Annotated in this window: 22 protein-coding genes and 1 tRNA gene; 13 read left to right on the top strand and 10 right to left on the bottom strand. The window is 54.0% G+C overall.

All coding sequences use genetic code 11. The features are described from left to right. Positions 1 to 15: 15 nt before the first annotated feature. The 6 genes from QGH09_00650 to QGH09_00625 all read left to right on the top strand — a co-directional run bounded on the left by QGH09_00650 (position 16) and on the right by QGH09_00625 (position 6,368). Positions 16 to 564 (top strand): hypothetical protein, encoded by a 549-nt coding sequence (locus QGH09_00650; protein HJO16697.1) that lies wholly within the window; start codon positions 16 to 18, stop codon positions 562 to 564. A 247-nt stretch (positions 565 to 811) separates the two neighbouring features. After that, positions 812 to 1,261 (top strand): ribose 5-phosphate isomerase B, encoded by a 450-nt coding sequence (gene rpiB / locus QGH09_00645; protein ID HJO16696.1) that lies wholly within the window; start codon positions 812 to 814, stop codon positions 1,259 to 1,261. Positions 1,262 to 1,298: 37 nt separating this feature from the next. After that, a complete protein-coding gene (glyA, locus tag QGH09_00640; protein ID HJO16695.1) occupies positions 1,299 to 2,561 on the top strand; it encodes a serine hydroxymethyltransferase in 1,263 nt (420 codons plus the stop codon). Next, entirely contained in the window at positions 2,528 to 4,507 is a 1,980-nt protein-coding gene (locus QGH09_00635) for an ATP-dependent DNA helicase (GenBank protein ID HJO16694.1), read from the top strand. The genes glyA and QGH09_00635 overlap by 34 nt, the downstream gene beginning before the upstream one ends. Positions 4,508 to 4,602: 95 nt before the next feature. Next, the gene (locus QGH09_00630; protein ID HJO16693.1) at positions 4,603 to 5,589 is read left to right on the top strand and encodes a tetratricopeptide repeat protein; all 987 of its coding nucleotides are present in this window, start codon (positions 4,603 to 4,605) and stop codon (positions 5,587 to 5,589) included. A gap of 2 nt (positions 5,590 to 5,591) precedes the next feature. Then, on the top strand, positions 5,592 to 6,368 hold the full coding sequence (locus tag QGH09_00625; GenBank protein HJO16692.1) for a YggS family pyridoxal phosphate-dependent enzyme: 777 nt from the start codon (positions 5,592 to 5,594) through the stop codon (positions 6,366 to 6,368). 73 nt (positions 6,369 to 6,441) lie between these two features. Here QGH09_00625 and lepB read toward each other — a convergent pair whose 3' ends face one another. The 3 genes from lepB to QGH09_00610 all read right to left on the bottom strand — a co-directional run bounded on the left by lepB (position 6,442) and on the right by QGH09_00610 (position 10,158). Beyond that, positions 6,442 to 7,137, bottom strand: a complete 696-nt coding sequence (gene lepB, locus QGH09_00620; protein HJO16691.1) for a signal peptidase I — start codon at positions 7,135 to 7,137, stop codon at positions 6,442 to 6,444. Between the two features lies 1 nt (position 7,138). Next, positions 7,139 to 8,947, bottom strand: a complete 1,809-nt coding sequence (gene lepA, locus QGH09_00615) for a translation elongation factor 4 (GenBank protein ID HJO16690.1) — start codon at positions 8,945 to 8,947, stop codon at positions 7,139 to 7,141. A 62-nt stretch (positions 8,948 to 9,009) separates the two neighbouring features. Next, positions 9,010 to 10,158 (bottom strand): citrate synthase, encoded by a 1,149-nt coding sequence (locus tag QGH09_00610; GenBank protein HJO16689.1) that lies wholly within the window; start codon positions 10,156 to 10,158, stop codon positions 9,010 to 9,012. Positions 10,159 to 10,388: 230 nt separating this feature from the next. Here QGH09_00610 and larB point away from each other — a divergent pair, with 230 nt between their 5' ends. The 7 genes from larB to acpS all read left to right on the top strand — a co-directional run bounded on the left by larB (position 10,389) and on the right by acpS (position 16,860). Further along, complete coding sequence (larB, locus tag QGH09_00605; protein HJO16688.1) at positions 10,389 to 11,147, top strand: nickel pincer cofactor biosynthesis protein LarB; 759 nt, start codon at positions 10,389 to 10,391, stop codon at positions 11,145 to 11,147. Between the two features lie 300 nt (positions 11,148 to 11,447). Continuing rightward, on the top strand, positions 11,448 to 13,214 hold the full coding sequence (gene dnaG / locus QGH09_00600; GenBank protein ID HJO16687.1) for a DNA primase: 1,767 nt from the start codon (positions 11,448 to 11,450) through the stop codon (positions 13,212 to 13,214). Positions 13,215 to 13,282: 68 nt separating this feature from the next. Then, positions 13,283 to 14,989 carry an RNA polymerase sigma factor RpoD gene (gene rpoD / locus QGH09_00595; GenBank protein HJO16686.1) on the top strand — a complete coding sequence of 569 codons (1,707 nt, stop codon included), beginning with the start codon at positions 13,283 to 13,285 and terminating at the stop codon, positions 14,987 to 14,989. Between the two features lie 48 nt (positions 14,990 to 15,037). Continuing rightward, positions 15,038 to 15,112: transfer RNA gene (locus QGH09_00590), tRNA-Ile, on the top strand. A gap of 153 nt (positions 15,113 to 15,265) precedes the next feature. Next, the gene (locus QGH09_00585) at positions 15,266 to 16,000 is read left to right on the top strand and encodes a C4-type zinc ribbon domain-containing protein (GenBank protein HJO16685.1); all 735 of its coding nucleotides are present in this window, start codon (positions 15,266 to 15,268) and stop codon (positions 15,998 to 16,000) included. A gap of 33 nt (positions 16,001 to 16,033) precedes the next feature. Next, positions 16,034 to 16,459, top strand: a complete 426-nt coding sequence (locus QGH09_00580; protein ID HJO16684.1) for a ribonuclease HI family protein — start codon at positions 16,034 to 16,036, stop codon at positions 16,457 to 16,459. Between the two features lie 20 nt (positions 16,460 to 16,479). Next, on the top strand, positions 16,480 to 16,860 hold the full coding sequence (gene acpS / locus QGH09_00575; GenBank protein HJO16683.1) for a holo-ACP synthase: 381 nt from the start codon (positions 16,480 to 16,482) through the stop codon (positions 16,858 to 16,860). A gap of 184 nt (positions 16,861 to 17,044) precedes the next feature. On the opposite strand, the gene QGH09_00570 is transcribed toward acpS, so the two are convergent. The 7 genes from QGH09_00570 to ftsW form a co-directional block, all read right to left on the bottom strand. Further along, positions 17,045 to 18,796, bottom strand: coding sequence for a radical SAM protein (locus tag QGH09_00570; protein ID HJO16682.1), 1,752 nt, complete (start codon positions 18,794 to 18,796; stop codon positions 17,045 to 17,047). A 145-nt stretch (positions 18,797 to 18,941) separates the two neighbouring features. Beyond that, complete coding sequence (gene ftsZ / locus QGH09_00565; GenBank protein HJO16681.1) at positions 18,942 to 20,345, bottom strand: cell division protein FtsZ; 1,404 nt, start codon at positions 20,343 to 20,345, stop codon at positions 18,942 to 18,944. A 159-nt stretch (positions 20,346 to 20,504) separates the two neighbouring features. Next, entirely contained in the window at positions 20,505 to 21,740 is a 1,236-nt protein-coding gene (gene ftsA / locus QGH09_00560) for a cell division protein FtsA (protein HJO16680.1), read from the bottom strand. Positions 21,741 to 21,768: 28 nt separating this feature from the next. Next, positions 21,769 to 22,605 (bottom strand): FtsQ-type POTRA domain-containing protein, encoded by an 837-nt coding sequence (locus QGH09_00555; GenBank protein ID HJO16679.1) that lies wholly within the window; start codon positions 22,603 to 22,605, stop codon positions 21,769 to 21,771. Beyond that, positions 22,606 to 24,060: a UDP-N-acetylmuramate--L-alanine ligase gene (gene murC, locus QGH09_00550; protein ID HJO16678.1), complete on the bottom strand. Its 1,455-nt coding sequence runs from the start codon at positions 24,058 to 24,060 to the stop codon at positions 22,606 to 22,608. Positions 24,061 to 24,138: 78 nt separating this feature from the next. Next, positions 24,139 to 25,221 carry an undecaprenyldiphospho-muramoylpentapeptide beta-N-acetylglucosaminyltransferase gene (gene murG / locus QGH09_00545; protein HJO16677.1) on the bottom strand — a complete coding sequence of 361 codons (1,083 nt, stop codon included), beginning with the start codon at positions 25,219 to 25,221 and terminating at the stop codon, positions 24,139 to 24,141. A 45-nt stretch (positions 25,222 to 25,266) separates the two neighbouring features. After that, positions 25,267 to 26,367: a putative lipid II flippase FtsW gene (gene ftsW / locus QGH09_00540; GenBank protein ID HJO16676.1), complete on the bottom strand. Its 1,101-nt coding sequence runs from the start codon at positions 26,365 to 26,367 to the stop codon at positions 25,267 to 25,269. Between the last annotated feature and the right edge of the window lie 161 nt (positions 26,368 to 26,528).

Here is a 26,528-nt window from a genome sequence, read left to right as displayed (position 1 = left end):
GATAATAGTAAGAGGATGTTGCGACCGATCTCACCATTTACTGGAATCATTCTGTTTTTTCTGTTGGTGAGTATTGCTACATCAGTAATTGCGCAGCCTGGGCCAAAGTCATCCCATAATCCGACTGAACCCCTTCACAAAGTCAAGTCGCCGCTCTCCCGGTCCGCTGAAGTCGAGCACCGGCCATCTCAAACAACCCTAGAGGCGCCAAGTGAAGATACGCTGGGAGTGCCGGTCTATCCAAATGCTCAATATCTGGTGTCCTACGACGCGCGTCGCGGCCAGCGGTATTACCTATTCGGCACAAACGCCAGTTTCCAGAACATGGTCGACTACTATTCGGCGGTTCTAGATAGGCGTGGTGATCGAGTATTTAGGGAACCGCCGGTCCACATGTTCGAACTAGGACAATTTAATCGAGACACAATGGCGTTTCCGCCGAGCGTAACGATCAAGGACTACACCTGGAACGGCGCGGCCGGTTACCCGAACTCGTCGCCAGAGGGACAACCGAGTCACTACAGCACAATAATTCAGATCGTCCCCATCGCGGAACAACGTTAGTTTGCAAGCTTCCACCAGGACAACCCGGGTTCACGACACAGCTTGTGCTTAACCTGAGCGGCACTATACCACGCAGCCTTTTTACGCTACCCAGCGGATTCCGAAAGGTCGCGCCCAATCGCATGATCGCGAACTGCCCCTAGCTTGCTGATAACAACAGTTCACGTGCTTTCAGGTAATACAAACTGCCAGAGCTCGAAAGATAGTCCTATCCAGCGTCTGCCAACGCTTATAGTACAATCCTGTTGTGAAGATTGCGCTCGGTGCGGATCATGCTGGCGTGTCGTTGAAAAACGAAGTCAAGCGGGTACTGGCAGAACTGCGGTTCACAGTGACAGATTTCGGTACTAAATCAGATAAAGCGGTCGACTACCCAGATTTTGCCTGGCCGGTATCAAAGGCTGTCGCGACGGGAACCCACGACCGAGGAATACTCATTTGCGGAAGCGGTGTCGGTATGGCGATGGCCGCGAATAAGATCGCTGGTGTGCGGGCTGCTAACGTACTCGATATTAAATCGGCGCAACTGAGTCGGGAACATAACGACGTGAATGTCCTTGCGCTAGGGGCAATGGTCACAACGACCCCAATAGCTCTCAAGATCGTACAAGTCTTTCTCAATACATCGTTTTTGGGGGGTCGGCACGAACGACGCATTGCCAAGATTGCTGAACTCGAGCGTCGGCGCGACGTCTGACACCGCTTCACGCGCTGTCTGCCGTCGACTCTAAACCATGGTCGACCAAACTTCTCGCCTCCGTACACTGGTCTCCGTCGATCCGGCTATCGCGGAAACTTTGTCACGAGAACGCCGTCGCCAGAACGAAGGTCTGGAATTAATCGCCTCAGAAAACTTCGTCAGTAGGGCGGTAATGGAGGTAACGGGTTCCATTCTGACCAATAAGTATGCTGAGGGATATCCAGGCCGGCGTTATTACGGTGGCTGCGAGTTTTACGATGAGATCGAGTCCCTAGCGATCACCAGAACAAGGAAACTTTTCGGTGCGGAGCACGCAAATGTCCAGCCACACTCCGGGGCACAGGCCAATATGGCCGCCTATTTCACCCTGCTCAAACCTGGCGATACGGTTCTGGGCATGAACCTGGCCCACGGCGGGCACCTAACACACGGCCACCCACTAAGTTTTTCTGGCAAGCTTTACAACTTTATTTCCTATGGAGTCCGGAGCGATAACGAACGGATCGATTACGATGCCATGGCAGACCTTGCTAGCCAACATCGCCCGAAGGTTATCATTGCCGGGGCTAGCGCTTATCCGAGAGAGATCGACTTCGGACATATCGCGGCGATTGGCGCTGCCATAGACGCACGAGTCATCGTGGATATGGCCCACATCGCTGGTCTCGTAGCAGCTGGGCTACATCCGTCGCCGGTGCCTCACGCTGACGTGGTAACTATGACCACGCACAAGACGCTGCGGGGTCCTCGCGGCGGCGTAATCCTCTGCCGAAAGTCCCTCGCGAAAGAGATCGACAGGGCCGTTTTCCCAGGCGTTCAGGGTGGGCCATTGATGCACGTCATCGCAGGTAAGGCCGTCTGCATGAGGGAAGCAAGCGAGCCTTCATTCGTGGCCTATCAACGCCAGGTCATCACAAACGCAAAGCATTTAACTGAAGCACTAATTCGACACGGCTTCAGGCTTGTTAGCGACGGCACAGACACCCACCTCATCCTCGTCGACGTACTAGCGCGTGGCCTTACAGGTCGGCAGGCGGAAGAAGCCTTGGAAGTGGCAGGAATAACGGTCAACAAGAACGCCATTCCATTCGATAAGAAGCCACCTTTCGTTGCTAGTGGTATCCGCATCGGAACCTCGGCTGTAACCACTCGAGGAATGGGTGAATCAGAAATGAACACGATCGGAGAGTTGATTGGCCGCGTGCTGGCTAGGCCGGGTGACACATCAGTCACTGGGACAGTACGTGCTGAGGTGCAAAAGTTGTGTCGGGAGTTCCCCCTTCACCCGAACGCTTAACCCTAGGAGAACGCGTTCTAAAAGCGTTCGATCCTGACGGTGCTCTCGCTAGCACCATTGACGCTTTCGAAGTCCGGAGCGGCCAACGCAATATGGCGGTAGCTGTTGCGGATATATTCGAGAGCGGCGGTGCTTTACTTGCCGAAGCAGGTACAGGTACGGGTAAAACGCTGGCTTATCTCATCCCGGCCCTTCTGAGTGGACGCCGTGTCTTGGTGTCGACCGGTACAAAGAACCTCCAAGAACAGCTCTACTTTAAAGATCTTCCCCTTCTACATGAAGCATTGAATATCCCCTTCAAGGCGACCTATATGAAAGGGCGCAACAATTACCTGTGTCTGCATCGCTTTGAAGCTGCATGTGACAGTCCCATGCCCCGGCCCACCACCGATCATGCATATCTCACAACGTTGAAAGAATGGGCTCAACAAACTGAGATCGGTGATCGAGCGGAGCTCGAGGATCTTCCAGATGACCTTCCGCTCTGGAGTGAAGTCTCAGCAACACAAGAGAACTGTCTCGGCACCGAATGCCCAGAATACAACGACTGCTTTGTCACGCAGATGCGCCAGCGTGCTATCGAATCAGACATAGTGATTGTCAACCACCATTTGCTCTGCGCTGATGCCGCCGTTCGGCAAAGTGGATACGGTGAGGTTATTCCCGATTACTCATTTGCCGTCGTTGACGAAGCACATCAACTTGAGGATGTCGCCACACAATATTTTGGCATTTCGGTGAGTACGTTTCGTGTTGAAGATTTGATTAAGGATGGCTTCCGTCTCATGGAAGCCGGTCTACCATTAGATCCTGTCCCCGCCGACACAGTTCGTGCCGCGTTAGGACAGGTTCGAGACGGTGCGGACGCATTTTTCACTGCCGTGCGCGGCTCAAAGAGTGAACCGGCAGGAGTTCGTTCACGAATTGATGCTGCTACGTTCGAACCTTTCGCGGATCTAGGTCGCGCACTCCTCGACGCTTTATCCTCACTGGAATCTGAACTTGGGCTCTTGACAGATCTACCGGAAGACTTTCGTGCACTCGAGCATCGCGTCCATGAGGTCGACCATGAACTGCGATTCACGCTTCAAGCTAGTGATCCAACCCACGTATTTTTCCTAGAAATCAGGAATCGGGGTGTGTTTCTTCGAGCCTCACCAATCGATGTTTCGACCATGGTCCGAGACTCGATTTGGGAACGGTTGGACGGCAAAATCCTGACTTCCGCAACGTTGGCGGTGGACAGTAACTTCGATTACATTCGGACGAGACTAGGCGTGGGTCCAGCCTACGAGTTACGGTTGCCCTCGGAGTTCGACTTCGGGCATCAGGCTATCCTGTACCTCCCCCGCCGGATGCCCGACCCGCGTACATCTGGATTTACCAAGGCTGCAGCCGTCGAGATTACCGAAATTATCAAACGCACGGAGGGACGAGCACTCGTGCTGTTTACGAGCTACGCTAATCTATACGGCGTTCGGGACATCATCACCGAAGCCGGACTGGATTTTCCGTTGTTCGTGCAGGGATCAGCTCCGCGGTCAACATTACTGAGACGCTTTCGTCAGACCGCAAACGCTGTCCTGCTTGGCACATCCAGTTTCTGGCAGGGCGTAGACGTCGTTGGCGAGTCGCTCAGCTGTGTCATCGTTGATAAATTACCCTTCGTGTCCCCGGGGGATCCGATCACAGCGGCGCGCATGGAGGCACTCGTCGTGCGTGGTGAAGACCCATTCACTAACTATCAAGTGCCACTAGCGATCCTGGCGCTCCAGCAGGGTCTTGGACGGCTAATTCGACATCGGTCGGACAGAGGCGTGCTGGCAATTCTTGACCCTCGGGTCAGAACCAAGGGTTATGGACAACGGTTTCTCGCCTCACTTCCGCCCGCACCCGTAACCCATGATGTTGAAGAGGTCGGTCGATTCATAGGACCAGTGGCTTGACGCGACAAGGTGTGGTTAGCGACACTATTAGCGTGCAGGTTCGATGTAGACTAGAGAGCGGTTGTCAGTGATACCGTCGATGGAGGAGTGCCCAAATGTTCTGTAAATCGAGTTTATTGCGATTCCAAGTGATTCTCGCCGCTTCAGCTGTGGCTTTCATGGTAGTCCCTGCCTTCGGCCAGTCGTCAGGAATACTGGTTGGCCGCGTCACAGACAGCCAAGGAGTTGGGATTGCAGGGGCCACAGTCACAGCTATTACCCAAGGTGTGCCACGCATGGTCTTAGACGCCGAGACGAACGACGACGGGACCTATCGCATCATGGGTCTCAGAGCGAACAGCTACGAAGTAACGGCTGAAAAAGAGGGCGTGGGAAGTGCAGCCGCCGTGTTCACGATCCGAGAAGGTCAGAACTTGACAGTCGACCTTAACATTGGTGCAGCCGCTGCAGCAGCGAGCGCTGCACTTTCCGAGGAAGACCTGGCAATAATTGAGAACCGCGAGGAATTTGAATCGTCCTTCGGGTTAGGCTCTGACGCAATGCAGGCAGGCAACCATCAGGAAGCAATCACCCAGTTCCTCCTCGCGATTGAAATTCTGGATTCCTGCTACAACTGTTATCAGAACATAGGTATTTCCCACCTTGAACTCGAAAATGCTGATGAGGCAGAAGCAGCCTTCAAACGAGTTATTGAACTGAGGCCCGATTATGCGAACGCCTACATCAATCTCTCGAATATTTACAATAGTCAGCGCCGCTTTGATGAAGCTGCCGAAGCTAGTGCCGAAGCCGCGCGGTTGTCCGGAAGCGCGGAAGGTGCGGCAGCGGATCCGATCGCGATCTACAACCAAGGCGTCATTTACATGAATGCAGGGAACGTCGTCGAGGCGAAAGCTCAATTCCAGGAGACAATTTCCCTCGACCCGAGTCACGCTGAAGCGCACTACTGGCTGGCCATGACACATCTCAATACGGGCGACATGGCGGACGCCGTGACGGCGCTCGAATCGTATATTGAACTGGACCCCAGCGGACAGTACGCAGACCAAGCTAGGGCGATGATCCAAACCTTGCAGCAGTAGCCATGGCGTCTAGCCATGAGTGGGCAGCGGGTAATGAATACCCTGATGCTCCCACGTCTCTTTCTTCCCATCATCCCATCGCCAGAAACTTGCGCGACATCCGCCACCGTGTTGGTGTCGCAGCACGTGCGGCGGGACGGAACCCTGATGATGTGCGCTTGATCGCGGTTTCAAAAACTTTTGGGATTGATCAGGTCCGAATGGCCGCCCACGCTGGTCAAACCGAGTTTGGTGAAAATCGTGTGCAAGAGGCGCTCCGTAAATGCGACGAGGGCAGCGACCTCGATTTACGATGGCATCTGATCGGACATCTGCAGACAAATAAAGTACGGAAGGTCGTCCAACCGTTTTCGTGGATCCATTCAGTCGATAGGATTGAACTACTCCAGCGTCTCGAACAAGTAGCAACCGAACAAGAAACTCACCTGAGCTTGCTTATTCAGGTGGACCTCGCAGGTGAGACAACGAAGCACGGACTGCCGCCTTCAAATCTTTCTCGGATTCTCGATGTGGCTGCAGGTTGCCAGGCGGTTCGGGTCCGTGGACTGATGCTACTACCACCCTTTGAAGAGAATCCGGAACAGACCCGTCCCTACTTCCGGCAACTTCGCGAACTTCGTGATGAGGTAGTTGCCAGTGGCGTAGACCGAACAATGCTACAAGAGCTTTCAATGGGCATGAGCCACGACTTTGAAACAGCTATCGCTGAAGGTGCAACAATGGTCCGGGTAGGTACGGCTATTTTTGGTACAAGGACAGCACCGGTTTCCACTGTCTGAGCGCTCGGAACTTATGAACGCTGTTCTCCAAGATTGGTAGGGCGCCGAACACTAAAACCGGTGGTGCGCACCCTCATCGGATGGGCTGCAGTAACCTTTCCCACCTAGTGTGTGTAAAAAAGCGCGTGATGACCGACCAGAACCGACGGGTTCCTGTTCTGCCACCAGTTGCATAGCCTTCGTCATCTTCACTTTCATATGACCAATAGATGACGAGGGCTCTTCCCTTAACCAAACCACGCGGCAGAAAGCCCCAATACCGACTGTCTTGAGAGTTGTCTCGATTGTCCCCCATTACAAAATACTCACTCGGCGGAACGGTGACCGGGCCATATTGTTCTCGAAGGTCGCCAACGCCGAAGGGTGAAGCCACGTCCGACGGTGGTCGCAGATAATACACATAGGGTTCATCTAGAGGACGGCCATCAATATATACTCGCTTATGTCTGACCTCCACAACGTCGCCTGGTAATCCAATTACACGTTTGATGAAATCCCGCTCGGGATCCTCAGGATACTTGAAGACAATTACGTCACCCCTCTTGATGGAGGTGACCGGGAGTATGCTGCGCTCAGCACCAGTGGCTGTGGGTGAAAACACAAACTTATTCACCAAGAGATGATCGCCAATCAGCAGATTTTGTTCCATCGAGCCGGTGGGAATCTTGAACGCTTGCACAACGAAGGTGCGGATAAACAAAGCTAGAATCACGGCAACAACGATTGACTCAAAGTACTCGCGAAGTGTCGACTTGCGAAACGCAGACATATCAGTTTGCACTCGAATCCATTTTCAGGATCGCAAGGAAAGCCTCCTGAGGAATCTCAACACGGCCAACCCGCTTCATCCGTTTCTTGCCCTCGCGCTGTTTCTCCAATAGCTTCCGCTTTCGTGAAATGTCCCCACCGTAACACTTCGCTAAGACATTCTTACGTAACGCTTTCACCGACTCTCGGGCGATAATGCGTCCACCGATCGCGGCCTGGATCGCCACTTCAAACATCTGACGTGGAATCAACTCACGTATTTTGTTGGCGAAAGCCTTTCCTCTCTCATACGCCGTATCACGATGCACGATCATCGACAGCGCATCTACTGGCTCGCCATTCACTAGAACATCGAGCTTAACCAACGGTGACTCCCAGTATCCAGATACCTGATAGTCCAATGAGGCATAACCTCGTGACAGTGTCTTTAATCGGTCATAAAAATCTAAAACCACTTCACTGAAAGGTAACTCATATGTTACAAGGACACGGTTCGAGGACAGATATTCCAGTCTCTTCTGGACTCCGCGCTTTTCTTGACAAAGCCGCAGCGTGGCACCTACATGTTCGGCCGGTGTCAGAATCATCGCCGTAATAACTGGTTCCTCGATCCGCTGAATTTCACTGGTCCCGGGAAGCTTTGCTGGACTATCGATCTCCTTAACGTTTCCGGAGGTCATCGTCACGCGATACAGTACTCCCGGGGCCGTTGTTACTAAGTCCATGTCAAATTCCCGTTCGAGCCTCTCCTGGACAATTTCCATGTGGAGTAATCCAAGGAACCCGCACCGAAACCCAAACCCGAGTGCTGCCGACGTTTCCGGTTCAAAGAAAAACGAGGAGTCGTTAAGTCGAAGCTTCTCCAAGGCTTCGCGCAGGTCAGGATATTGATGACCCTCGACTGGATACAACCCAGCAAACACGACAGGCCGCATTTCCTTGAACCCAGGAAACGGGGTCTCGGTGGGCCGCGTCACCTCAGTGAGCGTGTCGCCAATCCTGGCATCGCTGGCATGCTTAATTCCAGCTATGACGAACCCAACCTCCCCCGCACCAAGAGTCTCGGTCACAACTGGCTTTGGCGAAAACACACCCACTTGTTCAACTTCATAATCCTCCCCCAAAGCCATTAAACGCACCTTCGTCCGCTCTTGTAACTCGCCCGCGAGAATCCGGACAAGGACAACCACGCCACGGTACGAGTCATACCAAGAATCAAAGATTAGCGCCTTTAGCGGTGCATCGCGGCTGCCACGTGGCGGGGGCACCCTCGCGATGACGGCCTCAAGAACTTCCTTGATGCCTGTGCCCTCCTTCGCACTAGTCAGAATTGCTTCGCTCGCGTCGAGTCCAACAACATCGCGAATTTGTCGCCTAGCCTCCTCGACCTGTGCTCCAGGTAAATCGATCTTGTTGATGACTGGAATCACTTCGAGGTCGCTTTCCACCGCGAGGTAAGCGTTCGCCAGCGTTTGAGCCTCAACGCCCTGCGACGCATCGACCAATAACAACGCACCTTCGCACGCTTTTAACGAGCGGGTTACCTCGTACGAAAAATCAACATGTCCAGGCGTATCAATAAGATTAAGCACGTAGTCCTGACCACTGGCTGAGGTGTACTGCAACCTCACAGCCTGGGCCTTGATTGTGATGCCCCGTTCACGTTCGAGGTCCATCGAGTCGAGCACCTGGTCTTCCATCTCGCGCGGACGCAGGGCTCCCGTGACCTCGAGAATCCGATCAGCGAGCGTCGACTTTCCGTGATCGATGTGCGCAACGATCGAGAAGTTACGAATGAAACGGGGATCCATCTGATAGGTGACCATTATAGGCCAAAGCTGATAGAGCCGAGAGACCGTTGGATGACGTAATCCTAACGTTGATCGATTGCAACGAAGGCTTTAGGGTGCAGTTCGCCGGTGTAGTCAGCACGTGGGCGGATCAACCGGTTATTCGCATACTGCTCTAGAATATGCGCCGTCCACCCAGCAACACGACTAACGGCAAATACCGGAGTGAAGAGATCAACCTTGATACCAAGAGTGTAGTAGGTGGATGCCGAATAAAAATCTACGTTCGGATTCAGGTTCTTTTCGTGACCGACAAGCACCTCGATCTGTCGAGACATTTCGTACCAATGCTCCCGCCCACTTCGAGTACCCAGTTCCTCCGACATCCGCCGCAAATGTGTCGCACGAGGGTCCTCGGTCAGGTATACGCGATGGCCGAAGCCTGGGATTTTCTCTTTTCGAGCCAGCTTGTCGAGGATCGCCCCCTCAATCTGTGGAGGGTCAGCATCGTCACCTAACGCCAGCAAGAGCCGCATCACGTCGGCATTTGCACCACCATGCAACGGTCCTTTCAAGGCACTGATTCCAGCCACTACAGCTGAATGGATATCGGTTAGCGTAGCCGCGGCAACCCGCGCGGCGAACGTAGAGGCGTTTAACTCGTGGTCTGCGTGTAGAATCAGAGCCACGTCGAAAGCACGAGTCGCCACCGCATCCGGCCGTTCACCGGTCAGCACAAACAAGAAATTTTCGGCATGGCCTAGCGAAGGGTCAGGGTCGATCAGAGTTCCACCTTGCGCAACCCTTCCATAGGTGGCCACAAGAGTCGCCAGTTGTGCAGTGAGTCTGATAGCTTTCCGGACGTTCGCTTCCGGCGAATTCTTAGCAGCGTCTGGATCACTGTGCGCTAGCGCTGATGTCAGTGTACGCAGCGCGTCCATGCCGTTCCCCGGTGGCAATGAGCGCATAAGACGCACGACATTCTCGGGAAGTGGTCGCCATTCTGCAAGCTGAGACTGGAGTGTGCTGAGCTCATCCCGGGTAGGCAGGCGGCCAAACCACAGCAGAAAGCAGACCTCCTCGAACGATGCCCGGGCAGCAAGGTCATGAATGTCGAAGCCCCGGTAGGACAACACCCCATGCTCCCCATCGATGAAACAGATGTCAGAGGTGGTAGCAATCACATCCTGCAGGCCAGCCTCAAAAGTTAAGGTTTCGCCAGTGTTACTCATTGTCGATTCTCTGAAGGGCGTTTTCCACCAACTGCTAGGGTCTTTTCTACCGCATTATCAAACACTTGAATTTCCACTCAATCTCAGGGATAGTCCTGTCCGCAGACTAAAGCCTGATAAGCCATTCCACGATGTATGGCTCATCAAATACCGGCAACTGAATTGCCACGCGGCGATCCCGAAGCGTACTCGCTGAAATATACCAAAGTCAACGAGGCTCAGACTCAATCATGACACCGTCTGAATTAAAGTTCTTACTCGCCCAAGTTCATAGCGGTGACATCAACGTTAACGACGCACACGAGCAACTGCTCGACCACTTACGACAAGCTCCGTACGAAGATCTTGGATTCGCGCGAATTGACCATCACCGCGAGATTCGTCAAGGCTTCCCTGAAGTGGTATTCGGTCTGGGCAAGACGCCAAAGCAGATCGCGGCCGTGGCAGAGCGTATCACTGCTAATGGAAACACCCTGTTGATAACGCGGGCATCACCTGCCTCCTTTGATGCCGTCCGCAGTGTTGTGCCAAGCGCTGTATTCCACGAGGATGCCCGGATGATCTCACACGGTCCGGCTGCACCTCAGGGACGCGGGAACGTCATGGTCGTTGCCGCTGGAACATCCGACCTACCGGTAGCCGAGGAGGCCGTGGTGACAGCCGAGATCATGGGCAACATGGTCGACCGCCTTTACGACGTTGGGGTCGCTGGTCTACATCGCGTTCTCGCAGAATCGAAACGACTCTCCACCGCTCGCGTCATCATTGTAGTCGCGGGCATGGAAGGAGCACTGCCAAGTGTTGTGAGTGGACTTGTCGACGTACCCGTAGTTGCGGTGCCTACCAGTGTCGGTTACGGCGCCGCCTTCGATGGGATTAGCGCGCTATTGGGAATGCTGAATAGCTGCGCCACCGGCGTGTCGGTCGTTAACATCGATAATGGATTCGGCGCGGCGGCAATTGCTAGTACCATCAATCACCTTGCCTGAAGACTGGCCGCTTCCACTGACGAGAAAATGAGACTTCTCCGTAGGTGCAGCGCCCAAGCAGCCTTCGCCAAACGTAACTCCGGTTGATCTCGGTATTGTCATCGACAAAGTCACTTGAGGGTAGGCCAGTAGGAATGCTAGAATTGTAGGTTGCGCTTTCGGGTACCTTATCGTTGTAGTCATCGGAGCCCGGTTCTGTACGCCGCAGCAATTATTCCGTCCATGGACGTAGGTGCCCCTAGGGCCCTTGGGTTTGATTGTATTTTCAACGCGCTGGGGAGCTCCGCATAAGAGTTAACAATGGGACTATTTCCCCAGGCTTTCATCGACGATCTCAAATCGCAGGTTGACCTCGTTGCTGTGATTCAAGACCACGTTCCTCTCAAGAAAGCTGGAACGAGCTTTAAGGGACTGTGTCCGTTTCACTCCGAGAAGACGCCTTCGTTTAACGTAAATCGCGATCGGGGCTTTTTTCACTGCTTCGGATGCGGTGTTGGAGGTGATGTCTTCAAATTCCTTGAGCTCAGGGAAAAGATTGGCTTCCAGGACGCGGTGCGTCAACTCGCACAACGTTTTGGCGTGTCGATTCCAGAACTCGAGGGTGGTCCAAGTAATCCAGCGGCGGCTGCCGAACGCGAGTCGCTACTGAAGGTGCACGAACACGCAGAGAGGTATTTTCAGGAACACCTGGCAGGACAGGCAGGAACGAGAACGCGCCAGCAACTGCACGATAGAGGACTAAACGACCAGACAATCGAGATGCTCGGACTTGGCTATGCGCCACCAACCCGAGAGGGTCTCACGAAATACCTTCACCAAAAAGGTTTTCCGATGCCGCTTCTCTTGACCAGCGGACTGGTAGCCGAACGTAACGCTGGAGCATGCGTGGATCGCTTCCGTAATCGCCTCACGATTCCGATCTGCAGGGACAGCGGTGCGATCATCGCGTTCGGCGGACGTGCAGTGGACAATGGACAGCAGCCCAAGTACGTAAATTCACCGGAAACTCCAATCTACACAAAAGGACGAACCCTCTACGGTCTCCATCTGACTAAATCGGCAATACAAAAAAAAGGCTACGCGGTACTTGTTGAGGGATACTTTGATTTCGCCCAGCCACTTCAGGCGGGTATTACAGCAGTGGCTGCAACGTGTGGTACTGCGTTAACATTGCAGCAGTGCAAGCTTTTAGGACGCTTGACGGACAAGGTCATTTTGAGCTTCGACTCGGATACGGCTGGGCAAACAGCGGCACTGCGCTCAGGTGAAATGCTGCTGGGTGAGGGATTCCAGGTCAACGTGACAGTGCTGCCAACCGGCGAAGATCCCGATACATTCATAAGGGCGTCTGGGGGTGCAAGCTATAAGGAAAAACTGCGCACCTCGAAGAAATATTTGGAACTTTTGCTCGATCGGGGCGAAGCCGAGCACGATATTCACCGCGACGAAGGGCGGAGGGCCTTCCTAAACCAAATGCTGACTGTCGCAGCACGCATTCCCGATACCGCGCAGCGCGACCAGTTCGCGGACCGGTTGGCTCACCGCGCTCGAGTGATGCAAGAAGTCGTGCGAACCGAAATTCGGAAAGCGGCGGTCGAACGCAGACCGACGCTAGGTGAGCGTACACTTCCCAGTCAGGGGCAGTTACGAACAGCAGAAAAAGGATTGATTTGGGCTCTTATGCACGAACCAGAGAGTGCACAATCGGCACTTGCAGAACTTGACGCTGACGATATCGATGGGCTGGCTTCTGCGCCAATTTTAAAGGTAGCCCGCACCCTGAACGAGTGGCCGTCCAATGACCTACCCCAGACGTTATGCGAGCGGCTAGGCGAGGGGGAAGCCACGATCGTTAAAGAAGTTGCTGATGAACCAACGGCTCCAGCGCCGGCTCCTGAGTGCTGCCAAGCCCTGAAGAGGCTTCGCTACGAGCGGGAACGAGCTGCTGTGCAGGAGGAAATCGATCGGCTCCAGGACCTTGGTGACAAAGACAGCGTTGCAAGAATCAATTCGCTGTTACAACGGACGAGAGAACTCGTGCAGCGACTTGAAGCTCTGAATACTTAAGTCCGACAAGAGCTATTGGGGAGCCAATTTTAGGTCGGGAAGTTCACGATTGCTATAAGGGGGAAATTTTGGCCTTATCCTTAGAAGAAAGGTACGACGAAGTCCGGCAACTCATCACAATCGGTAAGGAAAAGGGCTACCTGTCGTACGACGAGGTTAACGAGTTACTACCTGCAGAGATTACGTCGTCCGATGAGCTCGATGACTTATTTACTACCTTCGGAAACGCTGGCATCGAGGTGGTTGAGTCTGAGCAAAAGTCCCGTGACGACAAAACGCGTGACCCAAGGTCGGGAGGCGCCGAAGAGCCAAATCTCGACCTAACGCCCGGCACACTCGACAAGACAAATGATCCGGTCCGCATGTATCTGCGCGAGATGGGCACAGTTCCTCTCCTTACCAGAGAGGGAGAGGTGGAAATCGCAAAGCGGATCGAACAAGGCAAGCTTGCAGCCATTAAATCCATCTCGCGAACTTCAACCGTGGCTAAAGGCATCATCTTCATGGGCGAACAGCTCAAAAGCCGGACCGTAAACATCAGAGACCTTGTAGTGTTTGGAGGCGACGAAGAACTCAGTGAGGAGCGAAGTGAGGCACGTGCACGTAAGTTACTGAAGCAAATAGCCTCAATTCAGAAAGCGTTGGTTGCTGTGCAGAAGCTGGAAACGAAGCTCTCTGGAATTTTGAAGCGTGATCGTAAGAAATATCGACGCGCCAAGTGGAAGACGCTTCGCGCTAAGATTGCACTGTCCCGGGAAATTAGACGCATTGAGTTTACCGAAGCCGTAACGCGGCGGATGATCGACCCGATTAAGGAATCGGTCGAAACTGTTCAGCGGGTTCAGCGTGAGCTCGACAGCGTTAATCGCCAGATAGCACTTAAGAAGAAGCGGGGTCGCCTAAAAGAAGATGTACGTAAAGAACTAATGCGACGTCAACGGGAAATTCGAGCCGCTCTGCGTGAACTTACCGCTGAACTTGAGAGTACATCCGAACAACTCGTGCGTACTCTTCACACAATCACGCGCGGTGAAATTCAGGCCGAACAAGCCAAGAAAGAACTCGTTGAAGCAAACTTACGCCTTGTCGTTTCAATCGCCAAGAAGTACACGAACCGGGGTCTTCAATTTCTCGATTTAATCCAAGAGGGAAATATCGGGCTAATGAAGGCTGTGGACAAGTTCGAGTATCGTCGCGGCTATAAGTTCTCTACCTATGCCACATGGTGGATCCGACAGGCAATCACGAGAGCTATTGCCGACCAAGCACGCACGATCAGAATTCCGGTACATATGATCGAAACGATCAATAAACTGATTCGCACGTCTCGCGCCTTAGTACAGGAATTGGGTCGTGAACCATCGTCGGAGGAAATCGCTGAGCGAATGGACATAGCGGTGTCTAAGGTTCGGAAGGTTTTGAAAATTGCACAGGAGCCAATTTCTCTGGAGACTCCGATCGGTGAGGAGGAAGACAGCCATCTCGGTGACTTCATCGAAGATCAAAATGTCGTCCCGCCGTCTGATGTTGTGATTAACCTGAACCTAAAAGAACAGACGGAATCCGTGTTACAGACCCTCACACCACGGGAAGAACGCGTTATTAAAATGCGGTTCGGCGTCGGTGATGGTAAGGACCACACTCTAGAAGAAGTTGGCCAGTGCTTCGCGGTTACGCGTGAACGAATTCGACAAATCGAAGCCAAGGCGCTCAGAAAGCTTCGACATCCATCTCGCAGTCGAAAACTTCGTGCGTTTTTAGAGGGAAGCGTATGAACCAAGTCTACTTAGCAATTGAGAGGGCGTCAGCTGGTAGCCAATGTGGGGCCCATAGCTCAGCGGTAGAGCCACCGGCTCATAACCGGTTAGTCCCAGGTTCGAATCCTGGTGGGCCCACCATTAACAAGACAAGAACTGACGCAGTAATCAACTGCCACACAACGAGCGTGAAGGACAGAAGTTGATATATCCACCGCCCCAAGGTCGAATCCAACTACCGCAGGAGAAGCTGAACCATCGCCTGCGTGGGCAACACCACAGTAACTTCGATCGATGCTGCCAGATCTCGAACGACTGATCCGTCTGCAGAGCTTGCATAACATCGTTGACGACGCTCGACGGCGTATCGCTGCGATTCCGGCACAGTTCGAGGCCTTTGAAACTAAGTTGAATAAGCTCAGAACAGCCCTCAGTGACGCAAGACAGCAGCTGGACGATAATCGGGAAGTTCGCCGCAATCTTGAGAAAGAGGTCTCAGATGCCAAGAGCCGTCTTGCTAAGTTTCAAGAACATGAAATGATCGTGAAAACGAACGAAGAGTTATGGGCCGTACAGACAGAAATCACCACGGCCAAGAGTGCCGTGCAAGCCTTCGAAGAAGACCTACTGGTGTCGATGCTTGAAACTGACGCCTTGACTGCCTCGGTAAATGAGGCAGAGCGCTCAATGGCGACTGTCGAAGCGGAAATTGAGGCCGAGCGGCAGACAATAGAACAGGAGCGGGCAACATCTGAGACTACAGCAAAACAGGCGCTCATTGCCCGTGAGTCGTTGGCTAGCGAGATCGATGCTGCAGTCTTGGCGCTATTTGATCAAATCGCCGAGAAGCGAAATGGCCTTGCAGTTGTTGAAGCCGAGAATAACTTGTGCAGTTCTTGCCATGTTCGTTTACGTCCACAGGTTTTCAACGACATCCGTTTGAATGACCGAGTAATTCAGTGCGAAAGCTGCGGTCGGATTCTTTACTTCCAGTTGGTAAACAAGTCGTTGCCCGAGAATTGGGCCTGAGCTCGGACTGAGTAGCTGCAACGGTTCTTTACGATGTTCGTTGCCTATATCGACGGCGGTTCAAGGGGAAATCCTGGTCCGGCTGGATTCGGAGTTCGGATTGAAAATCCTGACGGAACGGTCTGCGCCGAACTTAAGGGATCACTTGGAGTCGCGACTAACAACGTTGCAGAATATCGTGGCCTGATCGCCGCTTTGACCTACTTTGTCGGCGCTGGTCACTGCCACATTCTGATCAGATCCGATTCTCAGCTTTTGATTCGACAGATGACTGGCAGATACCGTGTACGCCATCCGAATTTGCAGCCTCTGCATCGGGAAGCACAAACACTGTTAGAAAAACTTGAGCGAGTCGACTTTGAGCACGTACCCAGAACCTCAAATACCGATGCCGACCGATTAGCAAATCAGGCAATGGATGAAAGCCAAGCGGCTAATAGCACCGACCCGGCAATCTGACTGAAAAGTTTGTTTTTCCCATGGTGATCATAGGGTCTGGAATCGACGCGACTGAGCTTTCCCGTATCGAACGGCTCTGGAAACGATACGGGGAGAGATTCTTGGCAAGGGTGTTTACTCCTGGTGAAGTTGCTTACTGTCAACACCGCCGGAATCCTGTGCCTCATTTGGCAGGTAGATTCGCCGCTAAGGAGGCCGCCATGAAGGCCCTCGGCACTGGTCGCTCACAGAAGGTCCTATGGCGAGACATTGAGGTCGTACGGAGTAGCGGACCTCCGCAACTGGAATTCCATGGAGGTGCAGCGCGACGATTTGCTCAACTCGGTGCAGAGTCCTCCCTCCTGACAATCACACACTCGGATGCCATGGCACTCGCTCACGTGTTACTGGTCAGTTCCTAGAAGCATAAGGTCGCCACCGTGTCGTTGGCGTACAAATTACAATTATCTTGAGGTGACATGACCGTCACGGTCACTTGGAAGACATAGGCAATGACCTTCGGTTTGAAGAATTCTCGAAAAGACAAGCGGTGGACGACGTCAACTAAGGGGAAACTGCGTAGTCGGTAATTCCTGTGGCCTTCACCTAGGAAGTCTGATGACTGGCCAAGGCGCCCAGTACAGTAGGCGAGACGCCTCGATTAGAGGGCACGGTTGGCTCTGCTCTCATACTCCTCAAGAACTCAGAACGAAAAAATTCCGCCTTGATACCACCATCGATAATGTCCCAAGGAAGCACCTCGTCCTGACTTCGGTCTCGCAAAACCCAAAATTTAGGGTCTACATCTGCCGTTTCAGCAGCTCGGCGCCAATCTCCCCCGTTCTGTGAGGCGGCGTCGATGACAGGAGCAACCCGGCGATCGCCAAGTGACAGCAGCGCCTGATAAAACGACTGCCGTTCAGACTTGATAGACAGATAGACATGGTCGAGGCCAGACAAAAGACCCTTGAGACGCTTTGTCCGAGATGCCACTATCGCCGGTGACGTCATTGGAAGCCACTGATAACTCGTGCCGGGTTTTGGCACAAGTGGATTCACACTGCCGACTATTCGTCCAGGGCGGCCACGACGACGAGCGTACTTGAGCATCCGGTCGCGAAGCTGGACAACAAGATCACGAATGGCCACGAGATCTTCGTCCGTTTCCGTAGGCAGACCGAGCATGAAGTAAAGCTTCAGGTTTTCAATACCACTGGAAAAGATTAGATCAGCCTTGTCGAGAATTTGAGCGTTAGTCATGACCTTGTTTATGACGCGCCGTAATCGATCAGACCCTGTCTCCGGAGCAATCGTAACCGTGCGCTCTCCACTTTGACGGAGCAGTTGTACGATCTGTGGGGTGAGATCATCTAGTCGCAACGACGCCGGGCTTACTGTGTAGTCAAGCGCAAGTAAGCGTTCGAGGATTTCTTCAATATCCGGATGATCGCATAAAGCAATCGATACCAAACCAACCCGGTTGGCGTAGGGCTTGGCTGACTCGGCCAATGAGAGTATCCGATCAGTGGAAAATGCACGTACAGGCAGGTAGTTATAGCCGGCCCAACAGAAGCGGCAGAGTTTCGCACAGCCACGGACCACCTCAATCAAGAAGCGCGAACCGAACGCCGTCTGAGGCGTGAAGACTCTGGTGCATGGCGGTTCGATCTCGTCAATAGTCCTCACAGCAGCCTTTGAAACGAACGGTGGGACGGTCGGCTCCGTGGCCTGGTAAGGCTTAACTACCCCTCTATCGTCGTAACTCACCCGATACAAGGTAGGTACATAGAAACCAGGCAGAGTCGCTAAGCGTCGCAAGGCCGAACTCCGATCCGTTGCGCTGACAGCCGAGACTAGAGACGGTATTAGTGCCTCGCCTTCGCCGGCAGTCACGACATCAACGAATGGGGCAAGCGGCTCAGGGTTCAAGAATGTGACGGCTCCGCCGAGAACAACTAGGGGGTACCGATCGTTACGCTCGCTTGCGTAGACCGGCATTCCCGCAAGACGCATCATCGTCAAGATATTCACGTAATCCCACTCAAACGATACGGTGAACGCCAGTACATCAAAGTCTGATACCGGGGTCTGGGTATCAAGTGTTAGCAACGGCGTCCGAGACGATAGCAGTGCTCGGAGCTCCTGCTTCGGTGGTAAGAAGACACGTTCACACGAAACTCCATCTTCCACATTAAAGAGATGATGCACCGTCTGCACGCCGAGATTCGACATACCCACGTAGTAGGTATTAGGAAACGCGAGCACAACACGAAGCCGGTCTCCAACGGATCGACGACCGCGCCCCCGCTCAAGGCTGAGCAATTGCTGGGCCGCCTGACGCTGCTGCCAAAAGGACATAACGAGTTTGAATTCAGAAACGGCGTGCAGCACGGACAACGGTGGCTGCGCAAGCACACTGTGGGAAGAACTAGGCCGCTCCGCCCCTACTCTACCACGCAGGCTGATTCACGATAGGACGATGGAAAGGCAGCTTACCTCACGACTATCGGCGCAAGAAGGCTGGCGTGTCGAACTCCACTGCGTCAGGGTCACTCAGGTCAGCATCCTTCAATTCACCATTCGCTGTCGTGGATTCTGTAGGTTGATTAATAAGTTTTTCTAACCGCTTAGCAATATTCATTTGGGTGCCAAGAGCGGCTTGGGAATCACCATGCCCTGCCAATAAAAGGTCACCGGCCACTTGTTCCGAATGATCATCCGGACTGGACTGGGTTATGACGGGGGTCGGTTTGGGCTCACGCGATAGCTCAGACTCCACTGACCTGGCCAGTGATAGTCTCGGCGCCTCGGCAGCCGGCTCATGGCCTCCCTGCTTCAACGACGAGTAATCCTGAAGGTCGACTGGTGTCGAAGCCGGTTCCTCCGCCGTGCTCGCATGCTTGTCAAATCCCGTCGCTATCACGGTGATTTTAACTTGGCTTTGCATCCGCGGATCGACGACTGCGCCGAAAATAATATTGGCGTCGTCGTGCGCAGCTTGATGGATAATCGACGATGCTTCATTGACTTCACCAATGGATAGGTCGTTGCCTCCAGTGACGTTAATGATGACACCGCGCGCTCCCTCAACAGCCGCATCTTCCAAAAGAGGACTGGAAATTGCCCGATTTGCTGCGGCGTTCGCTCGGCTCGCACCTTTGCCAACTCCAGTGCCCATGATGGCCATGCCAGTCCGAGACATGATAGTTCTCACGTCAGCGAAGTCGAGGTTGATCAAGCCGGGTACCAAAATTAGGTCAGAAATACCCTGAACAGCTTGGAGAAGCACGTCATCAACCTTTTCAAACGCCTTACGAAAGGTCATGCTCTTCGTCAATAAGAGACGCTCATTCGGAATGCTGATTACCGAATCTACGCTGTCGCGAAGTTTGTCGAGTCCTTCATCGGCACGCGTAGCGCGCTGCTTACCCTCAAATTGAAAAGGCTTAGTAACCACAGCAACCGTCAGGCATCCAAGCTCACTGGCCAAATTGGCGATCACCGGTGCCGCTCCCGTGCCCGTACCACCCCCAAGACCCGTTGTCACGAACACCATGTCAGCACCATCAAGAGCGTCAATGAGTTCGTTTGTATTCTCTAGTGCCGCCTCTCGCCCGAGGTTCGGGTCGGCGCCCGCACCGAGTCCCTTGGTGAGTTTCACCCCTAATTGAATCTTGCTCGGCGCGCCGTTAGCTTGAAGAGCCTGGATGTCTGTGTTAGCAACAATGAAGTCGACTCCTTGCAGACCAGACTTCACCATCCTGTTAACGGCGTTACCACCACCCCCTCCGACACCTATCACCCTGATGCGAGCACCCGCCCGACTCTCATCGTCAAGCGTTAATCGCAAGGAGCTACCAGGGGCAACCCTGTTGGCATTAGTCCGGTTTGGGCGCGCATCCGTCATCTTTAGGAGTTCATCTACGATGATTAACAGCTAACAAGCTCACAACAGGTAGGCCTAGCGAGCTTCCCTCATACAAGATATAGATTATTGATAAGAAAAAAGGAGTGTCAAGTTCAATCTCCACCTAGGGGCGGGCAAACCGCCAGAACAAGTCCCAATCTAAAAGAATTCCCGGAACAAACCTCGTAAGCGACCCGCGACGCGACTCAACGCGCCTGCTCCAACCAATCCCGATGGTTGAGGAAAATAGTTGCGGTGAGCATACATCACGAGTCCCACCGCTGTTGCAAACTGTGGGCTATGTGCGTGATCGGCTAGTCCGCCGATTTCGCTTGGAGACCCGACCCTAATTGGAAGATCGAAGATTTGTTCTGCAGTCTCGGCTGTTCCCTCAAGTACAGACGCACCACCAGTCAGAACGATGCCTGCATTCAAGGCGTTTTCGTATCCCGCGCGCCGGATCTCGTCCCAAAGAAGATGAAAGACCTCCTCAGCACGCGGCTGCAGGATGTCAGACAAGAGCCGCCTCGCCATAACACGAGGTGGTCGCCCGCCGTGGCTAACAACGTCGATTGTCTGATCTTCTTCGACCAGAGCAGATAAGGCACAGCCGCAACGGCGTTTGATCTTCTCGGCCTCAGGAATTGGTGTCCGTAAGCCAACGGCGATATCTTGCGTAAAATGCCCGCCTCCGATCGCGACTACGCCAGTATGCCAGAGGCTTCCTCGCTCAAAGACAGCGAAGTCAGTCGTTCCTCCGCCGATGTCGACAAGTACAACACCTAATTGTTTTTCGTCGTTCGTCAAGACCGCTTCGCTCGCAGCGAGCTGCTCAAGCACGGTATCCAGCACTGCAACCCCAGCGCGATTGACGCATCCGACGATATTCTGGGTCGATGCCGCGCTACCAGTAATAATGTGAACGTTCACTTCGAGTCGAGCGCCGGTCATGCCAATGGGTGAACTAATCTCGTCCTGGTCATCCACCACGAAATCTTGTGGAAGAACATGGAGAATCTCTCGCCCGCTTGGCAGGGATACAGCCTTAGCTGCATCAATCGCCCGACGAACATCCTCGCCAGAAATTTCTCTATTTTTTCCAGAAACCGCAACCACGCCGCGACTATTGAAACCCTTGACATGAGCACCCGAAAGCCCGAGATGCACTGAATCTATTTCCACACCAGCTGTGAGTTCAGCAGCGTCGATCGCCTGCTTCACCGACCCCACGGCGGCTTCCAGATTCACGACAACACCGCGCTTTATACCGTGCGCCTCCACTACACCGATGCCGATGATGTCGAGTTCGCCGTCGTCCATGATCTCACCGACGATAGCGGTAATCTTCGACGTGCCGACGTCCAGGCCTACGAGATATCGATCTTTGCGAGCCACATATCCTCCGTACTATCGTTTGCGTGCGTCATGGAACAATCGGACTCAAAGACTCTGATGCCGCAGGACCGACGTAGACCCGATTTCCATACCGCAAATCCACGTAATCGATCTCAGACACGTGTTTCCGTATCACATCTATCATTTCCAGATACTTGTGTATCCGGTCTGCGAATCGGACGTTGCCAAGATGCAAATGCACCCTGTCACCATCAAGCAGCACGACAACATTGTCAGGGTCAGCAACATCGATCTGCGAGACTCGACGCAAGAGCTCTGGCCGACGTTCGAAGTCTTCAATGAACCGGCCGTGCATTTTCTTGCGGTCCGAATCGATCACGGGCCGCCCGTGATCGAGGTGCACGAAAAGGTTGTCGACAATCGGGAGATCGAAATCACCATATTGTGGTCCGTGCTCATCAATCACAACACCCTGTTCATCGATTAGATAAAGACGCTCACCGAATCGACCGACCCCGACTGGCATCTTTTCTGACACAACAATCTGGATCGTCGACGGCATCACCCGACGAAACTCTACATCTTTTACCCACGGTGACGCCGTCAACCTATTGCGCCACCCATCGAGGTCGATTGTCAGGATGTTCTGTCCGTGCAAAAGGCTCACCAGGGCGTTGAATTCTCCCTCCGAGAATCGCGAAAGGCCCTCGACCTCAATCCTGTTAATAGCCAACATAGATGCGTTGAGCACCAAGTCTGTTGCACGGTGAAGCGCGTAGCCCACGAGGACGAGCAGTACGACGGTTCGGCCGAGTCTGCGCACCTGCTGCCATATCGACCGTCGTCGTGACGGTTTGATGTGCGAGCGATGGAAACGCTTGTCCGCAGGAGCTCGAACCCCCATCTAGTTCCTCACCTCAAAGTACTGGCGACCACCCGTTTCACTATCTTCTCGAGTAAAGTGACCAGATTGCAGTTGTTGAACAATTTGATCAGCAACATCACCGATGGACCCCGCACCGAGAGTGATAACGAGATCCCCTGGTCGTACGAGCTGCATGACTGCCTCGGTCACATCGTCCACCGAGTCGACTAAATGCACCGCGGGCTGGCCAGCCCGCTGGACGGCCTCCGCAATTGCTGCAGCAGTCGCGCCAGGTATCGGAGCCTCACCCGCTCCATAGACTTCCGTCAGCACGACTTCATCTGCTGTCGCTAGAACCCTTCCGAACTCCTCGATTAACTGATGAGTCCGGGTGTAACGATGGGGTTGGAAGGCCACCAGCACGCGACGATCAAGGCTAGCCCGTATCGCCGTTAGCACCGCTTGAATCTCTGTCGGGTGATGACCATAGTCATCCACGACCATGACCCCACCGATTTCCCCTCGAAATTGAAATCGGCGCTCTACGCCTCGAAAATCTGCCAAAGCGTCTGCGATGCGTCCAAAGCTCACGCCGGCTTCCAAACCAACGCAAACCGCGGCTAATGCATTCTCGAGGTTGTGCTGACCCGGAACCTGTAGATGCAAGGGACCCAATAACTCCATCAGTTTCTTGCCGGTCTTGCGCACACGCACCTCACAGGAAACCCCAAAGGGTCGCAATTGCACCTCACTACCGAGAACATCAACAGGCTGTTTTTCGTCTAGGCCGTATCTCAGCACCCGCCTTGTCATTTGGCACAGCAAAGGGCGCAGGCCCTCGTCGTCAGCGCATCCAACAACAGAACCGTTAAACGGAACAGCGTTACCAAACTCGACGAACGCATCACATAGCTTCTCGAATGTACCGTAATGCTCAAGATGCTCGTGATCGACGTTTGTGATCACAGCTATCTCCGGCGTCAAACGGAGAAACGAACGATCACTTTCGTCGGCTTCCGCCACCATATACTTGCCTTGCCCCCGCCGTGCATTGCTGCCAAACGCATTCAGTCGGCCGCCTATTACCACCGTTGGATCAAGTTCGCCACCTTCCAGTGCCAACGCAATCATTGAGGTCGTCGAGGTTTTCCCGTGTGACCCGGCCACGGCAATACCGGAGCGTAGCCGCATCAGTTCAGCTAGCATCTCTGCGCGCGGAATAACCAAAATGTTTCGACGACGTGCCTCGGCAACCTCGATGTTGTCGTCAGTGACGGCCGAGGAGACAACCACTACATCGGCCTCGGATACCAGTTGTGGGTCGTGACCAATGTGCACAGCAACACCCAGGGTGACGAGTTGATCAGTAACTACTGAGCGCTTTAAATCCGACCCGCTCACGACGTAACCGAAATTCGCCAAGAGCTCGGCGATGCCACACATACCGGAACCGCCAATGCCGACAAAATGGATTCGTCTCGTACACCCCAACATCTGCTTAGTCCAGGCTCTCTAATCCGCCACCACACCTTCGAAGATGCTCACTGGTGCCAGCGCGTCTCATCCTGGCACTCACGACACCACCAACCGAAGGGCACGTTCGATAATGACGCGTGCAGCGTCTGGGCGCGCAAACCCTTGCATGGCCTTGGCCATCAGGGTTCGGCGCGACGGGTCGGCAACGAGTGCGCCAACCCGCTGAGCTACCGTCGTTCGTAAATCGTCCTGCAGTAACACTTCGGCACCGCCAGCGTCTGCGATCACTTCCGCGTTCCGGCGCTGGTGATCGTCGGTAGCTGTGGCAAGAGGCACCAAGATGCTCGCGCGACCTACTGCCGCGAGTTCCGCGAGCGTTGTCGCACCCGCACGACAGAGGACAATCTCCGAGGCGTGCATCTCCGGAGCGATAGGTTCGAGAAAAGACGCCACCCGTGCCTCGATTCCAGCTGTGTCGTAGGCTTCTTGCACAGGGTCGACATCTCGAGGCCCAGCTTGGTGGGTAATAATCAGCCGTGGGCGAATTGCCGCGAGCGCCGGTGCAGCGCTCATCATCGCCTCGTTGATCTTTTGTGCGCCCTGAGACCCACCCACGACGAGTAGTCGACAGCTGTCGGACGGCGTGTCGCTCTGGACCATCGGGTCCAAGAACTCCGGACGCACGGGGTTGCCACTCACGAAGCCTTTGCGACCGAAAAATATTAGCGTGCTCTCGAACGAAACGGCTGCAGACCGTACGAACGGTGCCAGTAGACGATTCGTCAACCCTGGCACAGCATTTTGCTCCAATAGCATGGTCGGAACACCTCGCAGTGCGGCCACCAACACGAGTGGGCCCGAACTGTATCCTCCAACGCCTACCACAAGGTCTGGCTTGCAACGGGAGACTACGCGCCACGCATCCCAAGCGCTCAGGGGAAGTAGCATCGCGGCATATGCCGTCTCCAGCCAAGTTCTGCCCTTCAAACCCGAACTGCGGATAAACTCGACCTTGAATCCCGCCCGGGGCACTGCCTTCGCCTCTAATCCCCGTGAAGTGCCTACGAATATCACCGATGCTTCCGGACGCTGGCGCAGCAGTTCCCTGCCGACTGCAATGCCAGGAAATACGTGGCCTCCAGTCCCTCCACCTGCAATCACCACACTGAGGTCGACCATCTTGGACATCCTCGCGTCCCACTGGCCCGTCTGACCCATCCATCCTCACCCCTCCGCCGACGCGTGCTGTGACACGTTGAGTAGGACACCCATCCCCACCAGACTACAGAGGAGTGACGAACCACCCGAGCTCACAAACGGCAGTGGGATTCCCGTGGTGGGTAGCAGACTAAGCACCACACTGATGTTCATGAAGGCCTGAAGCGTCAACATCGTAGTGAGGCCTATCGCTATAAATGCACCGAATCGATCAGGGGCGCGGAGTGCGATCCGGGCTCCTCGCCAGACAACAACACAAAAGCAAAGCAGCACTGCTGTCGCTCCAATTAGGCCGGTCTCTTCCGCAATGACCGCATAGATGAAGTCCGTGTGGGGCTCCGGCAGAAAACCTAACTGCTGCACGCCAGCACCCCTCCCTACACCCCAGATACCGCCGGTCCCAACGGCAATCAGAGACTGGATCACCTGCCACCCATCACCCAACGGGTCATGCCACGGATCCGTAAATGTCATCCAGCGAGTCACTCGCTCCGGTGAATAGGCAACGACAGCAACGAACAGTGGAAGGATGACGAGCCCACCTCCAAGTAGATACCGAAAACTGAGGCCAGCGGTGAAGATCATGACCCCAACAATCGCGATAATGGATACCGCCGTTCCGAGGTCAGGTTCCAGCAGTATTAGTATGCTTACGGTCGCTAGAACGATCGCTATCGGTGCGAGCGCGTAGCCGATGTCATTAATACGATTCATCCGACGTTCGAGAATCGCAGCCGAGAATAGAATCACTACCAGCTTCGCAAACTCTGAGGGTTGGACGCCGATCCCAGGCAACCAAAGCCATCTTCGTGCTCCGCCAACCTCCTTCGAGAACAACACGGCCACCAAGAGCACGATAATGCCGACTAACGCAGTCCAAATAATGACCGGCTGGCGATAATTCCGGTAGTCCATGTGCATCAGAATCCAGAGGGCAAAGAGTCCAACGATCGCTACGCTCAACTGTTTCCAAAGGTAATACTCCGCGTTCTGGTACTGCTCAGCGGCATGCGCAGATGATGCGACATAGACCATCACGACACTCACGCAAACCAAGAGAAAAGCAGCCAGAAAAAGCACCTTGTCTGACTTTAGCTTTAGCGCCATAGTTACAGTTTCCTGCTCGCCCGTTCGAACCCTAAAGGTTTAGCCGGGTCAGCCCGAAACATGGGTGGCGGCCGTCCGTGAGCAGTGAGTAGTCATCAGCTAGACTTGGGGACCGAGACACCGGCCTCGTAGACCGGGGCAGCCTACGTTCCCAGCAGCCA

This window comes from Vicinamibacterales bacterium, assembly GCA_036012125.1.
GTDB lineage: Bacteria > Acidobacteriota > Vicinamibacteria > Vicinamibacterales > UBA823 > UBA11600.
This window is presented reverse-complemented; position numbering and strand designations above follow the sequence as displayed.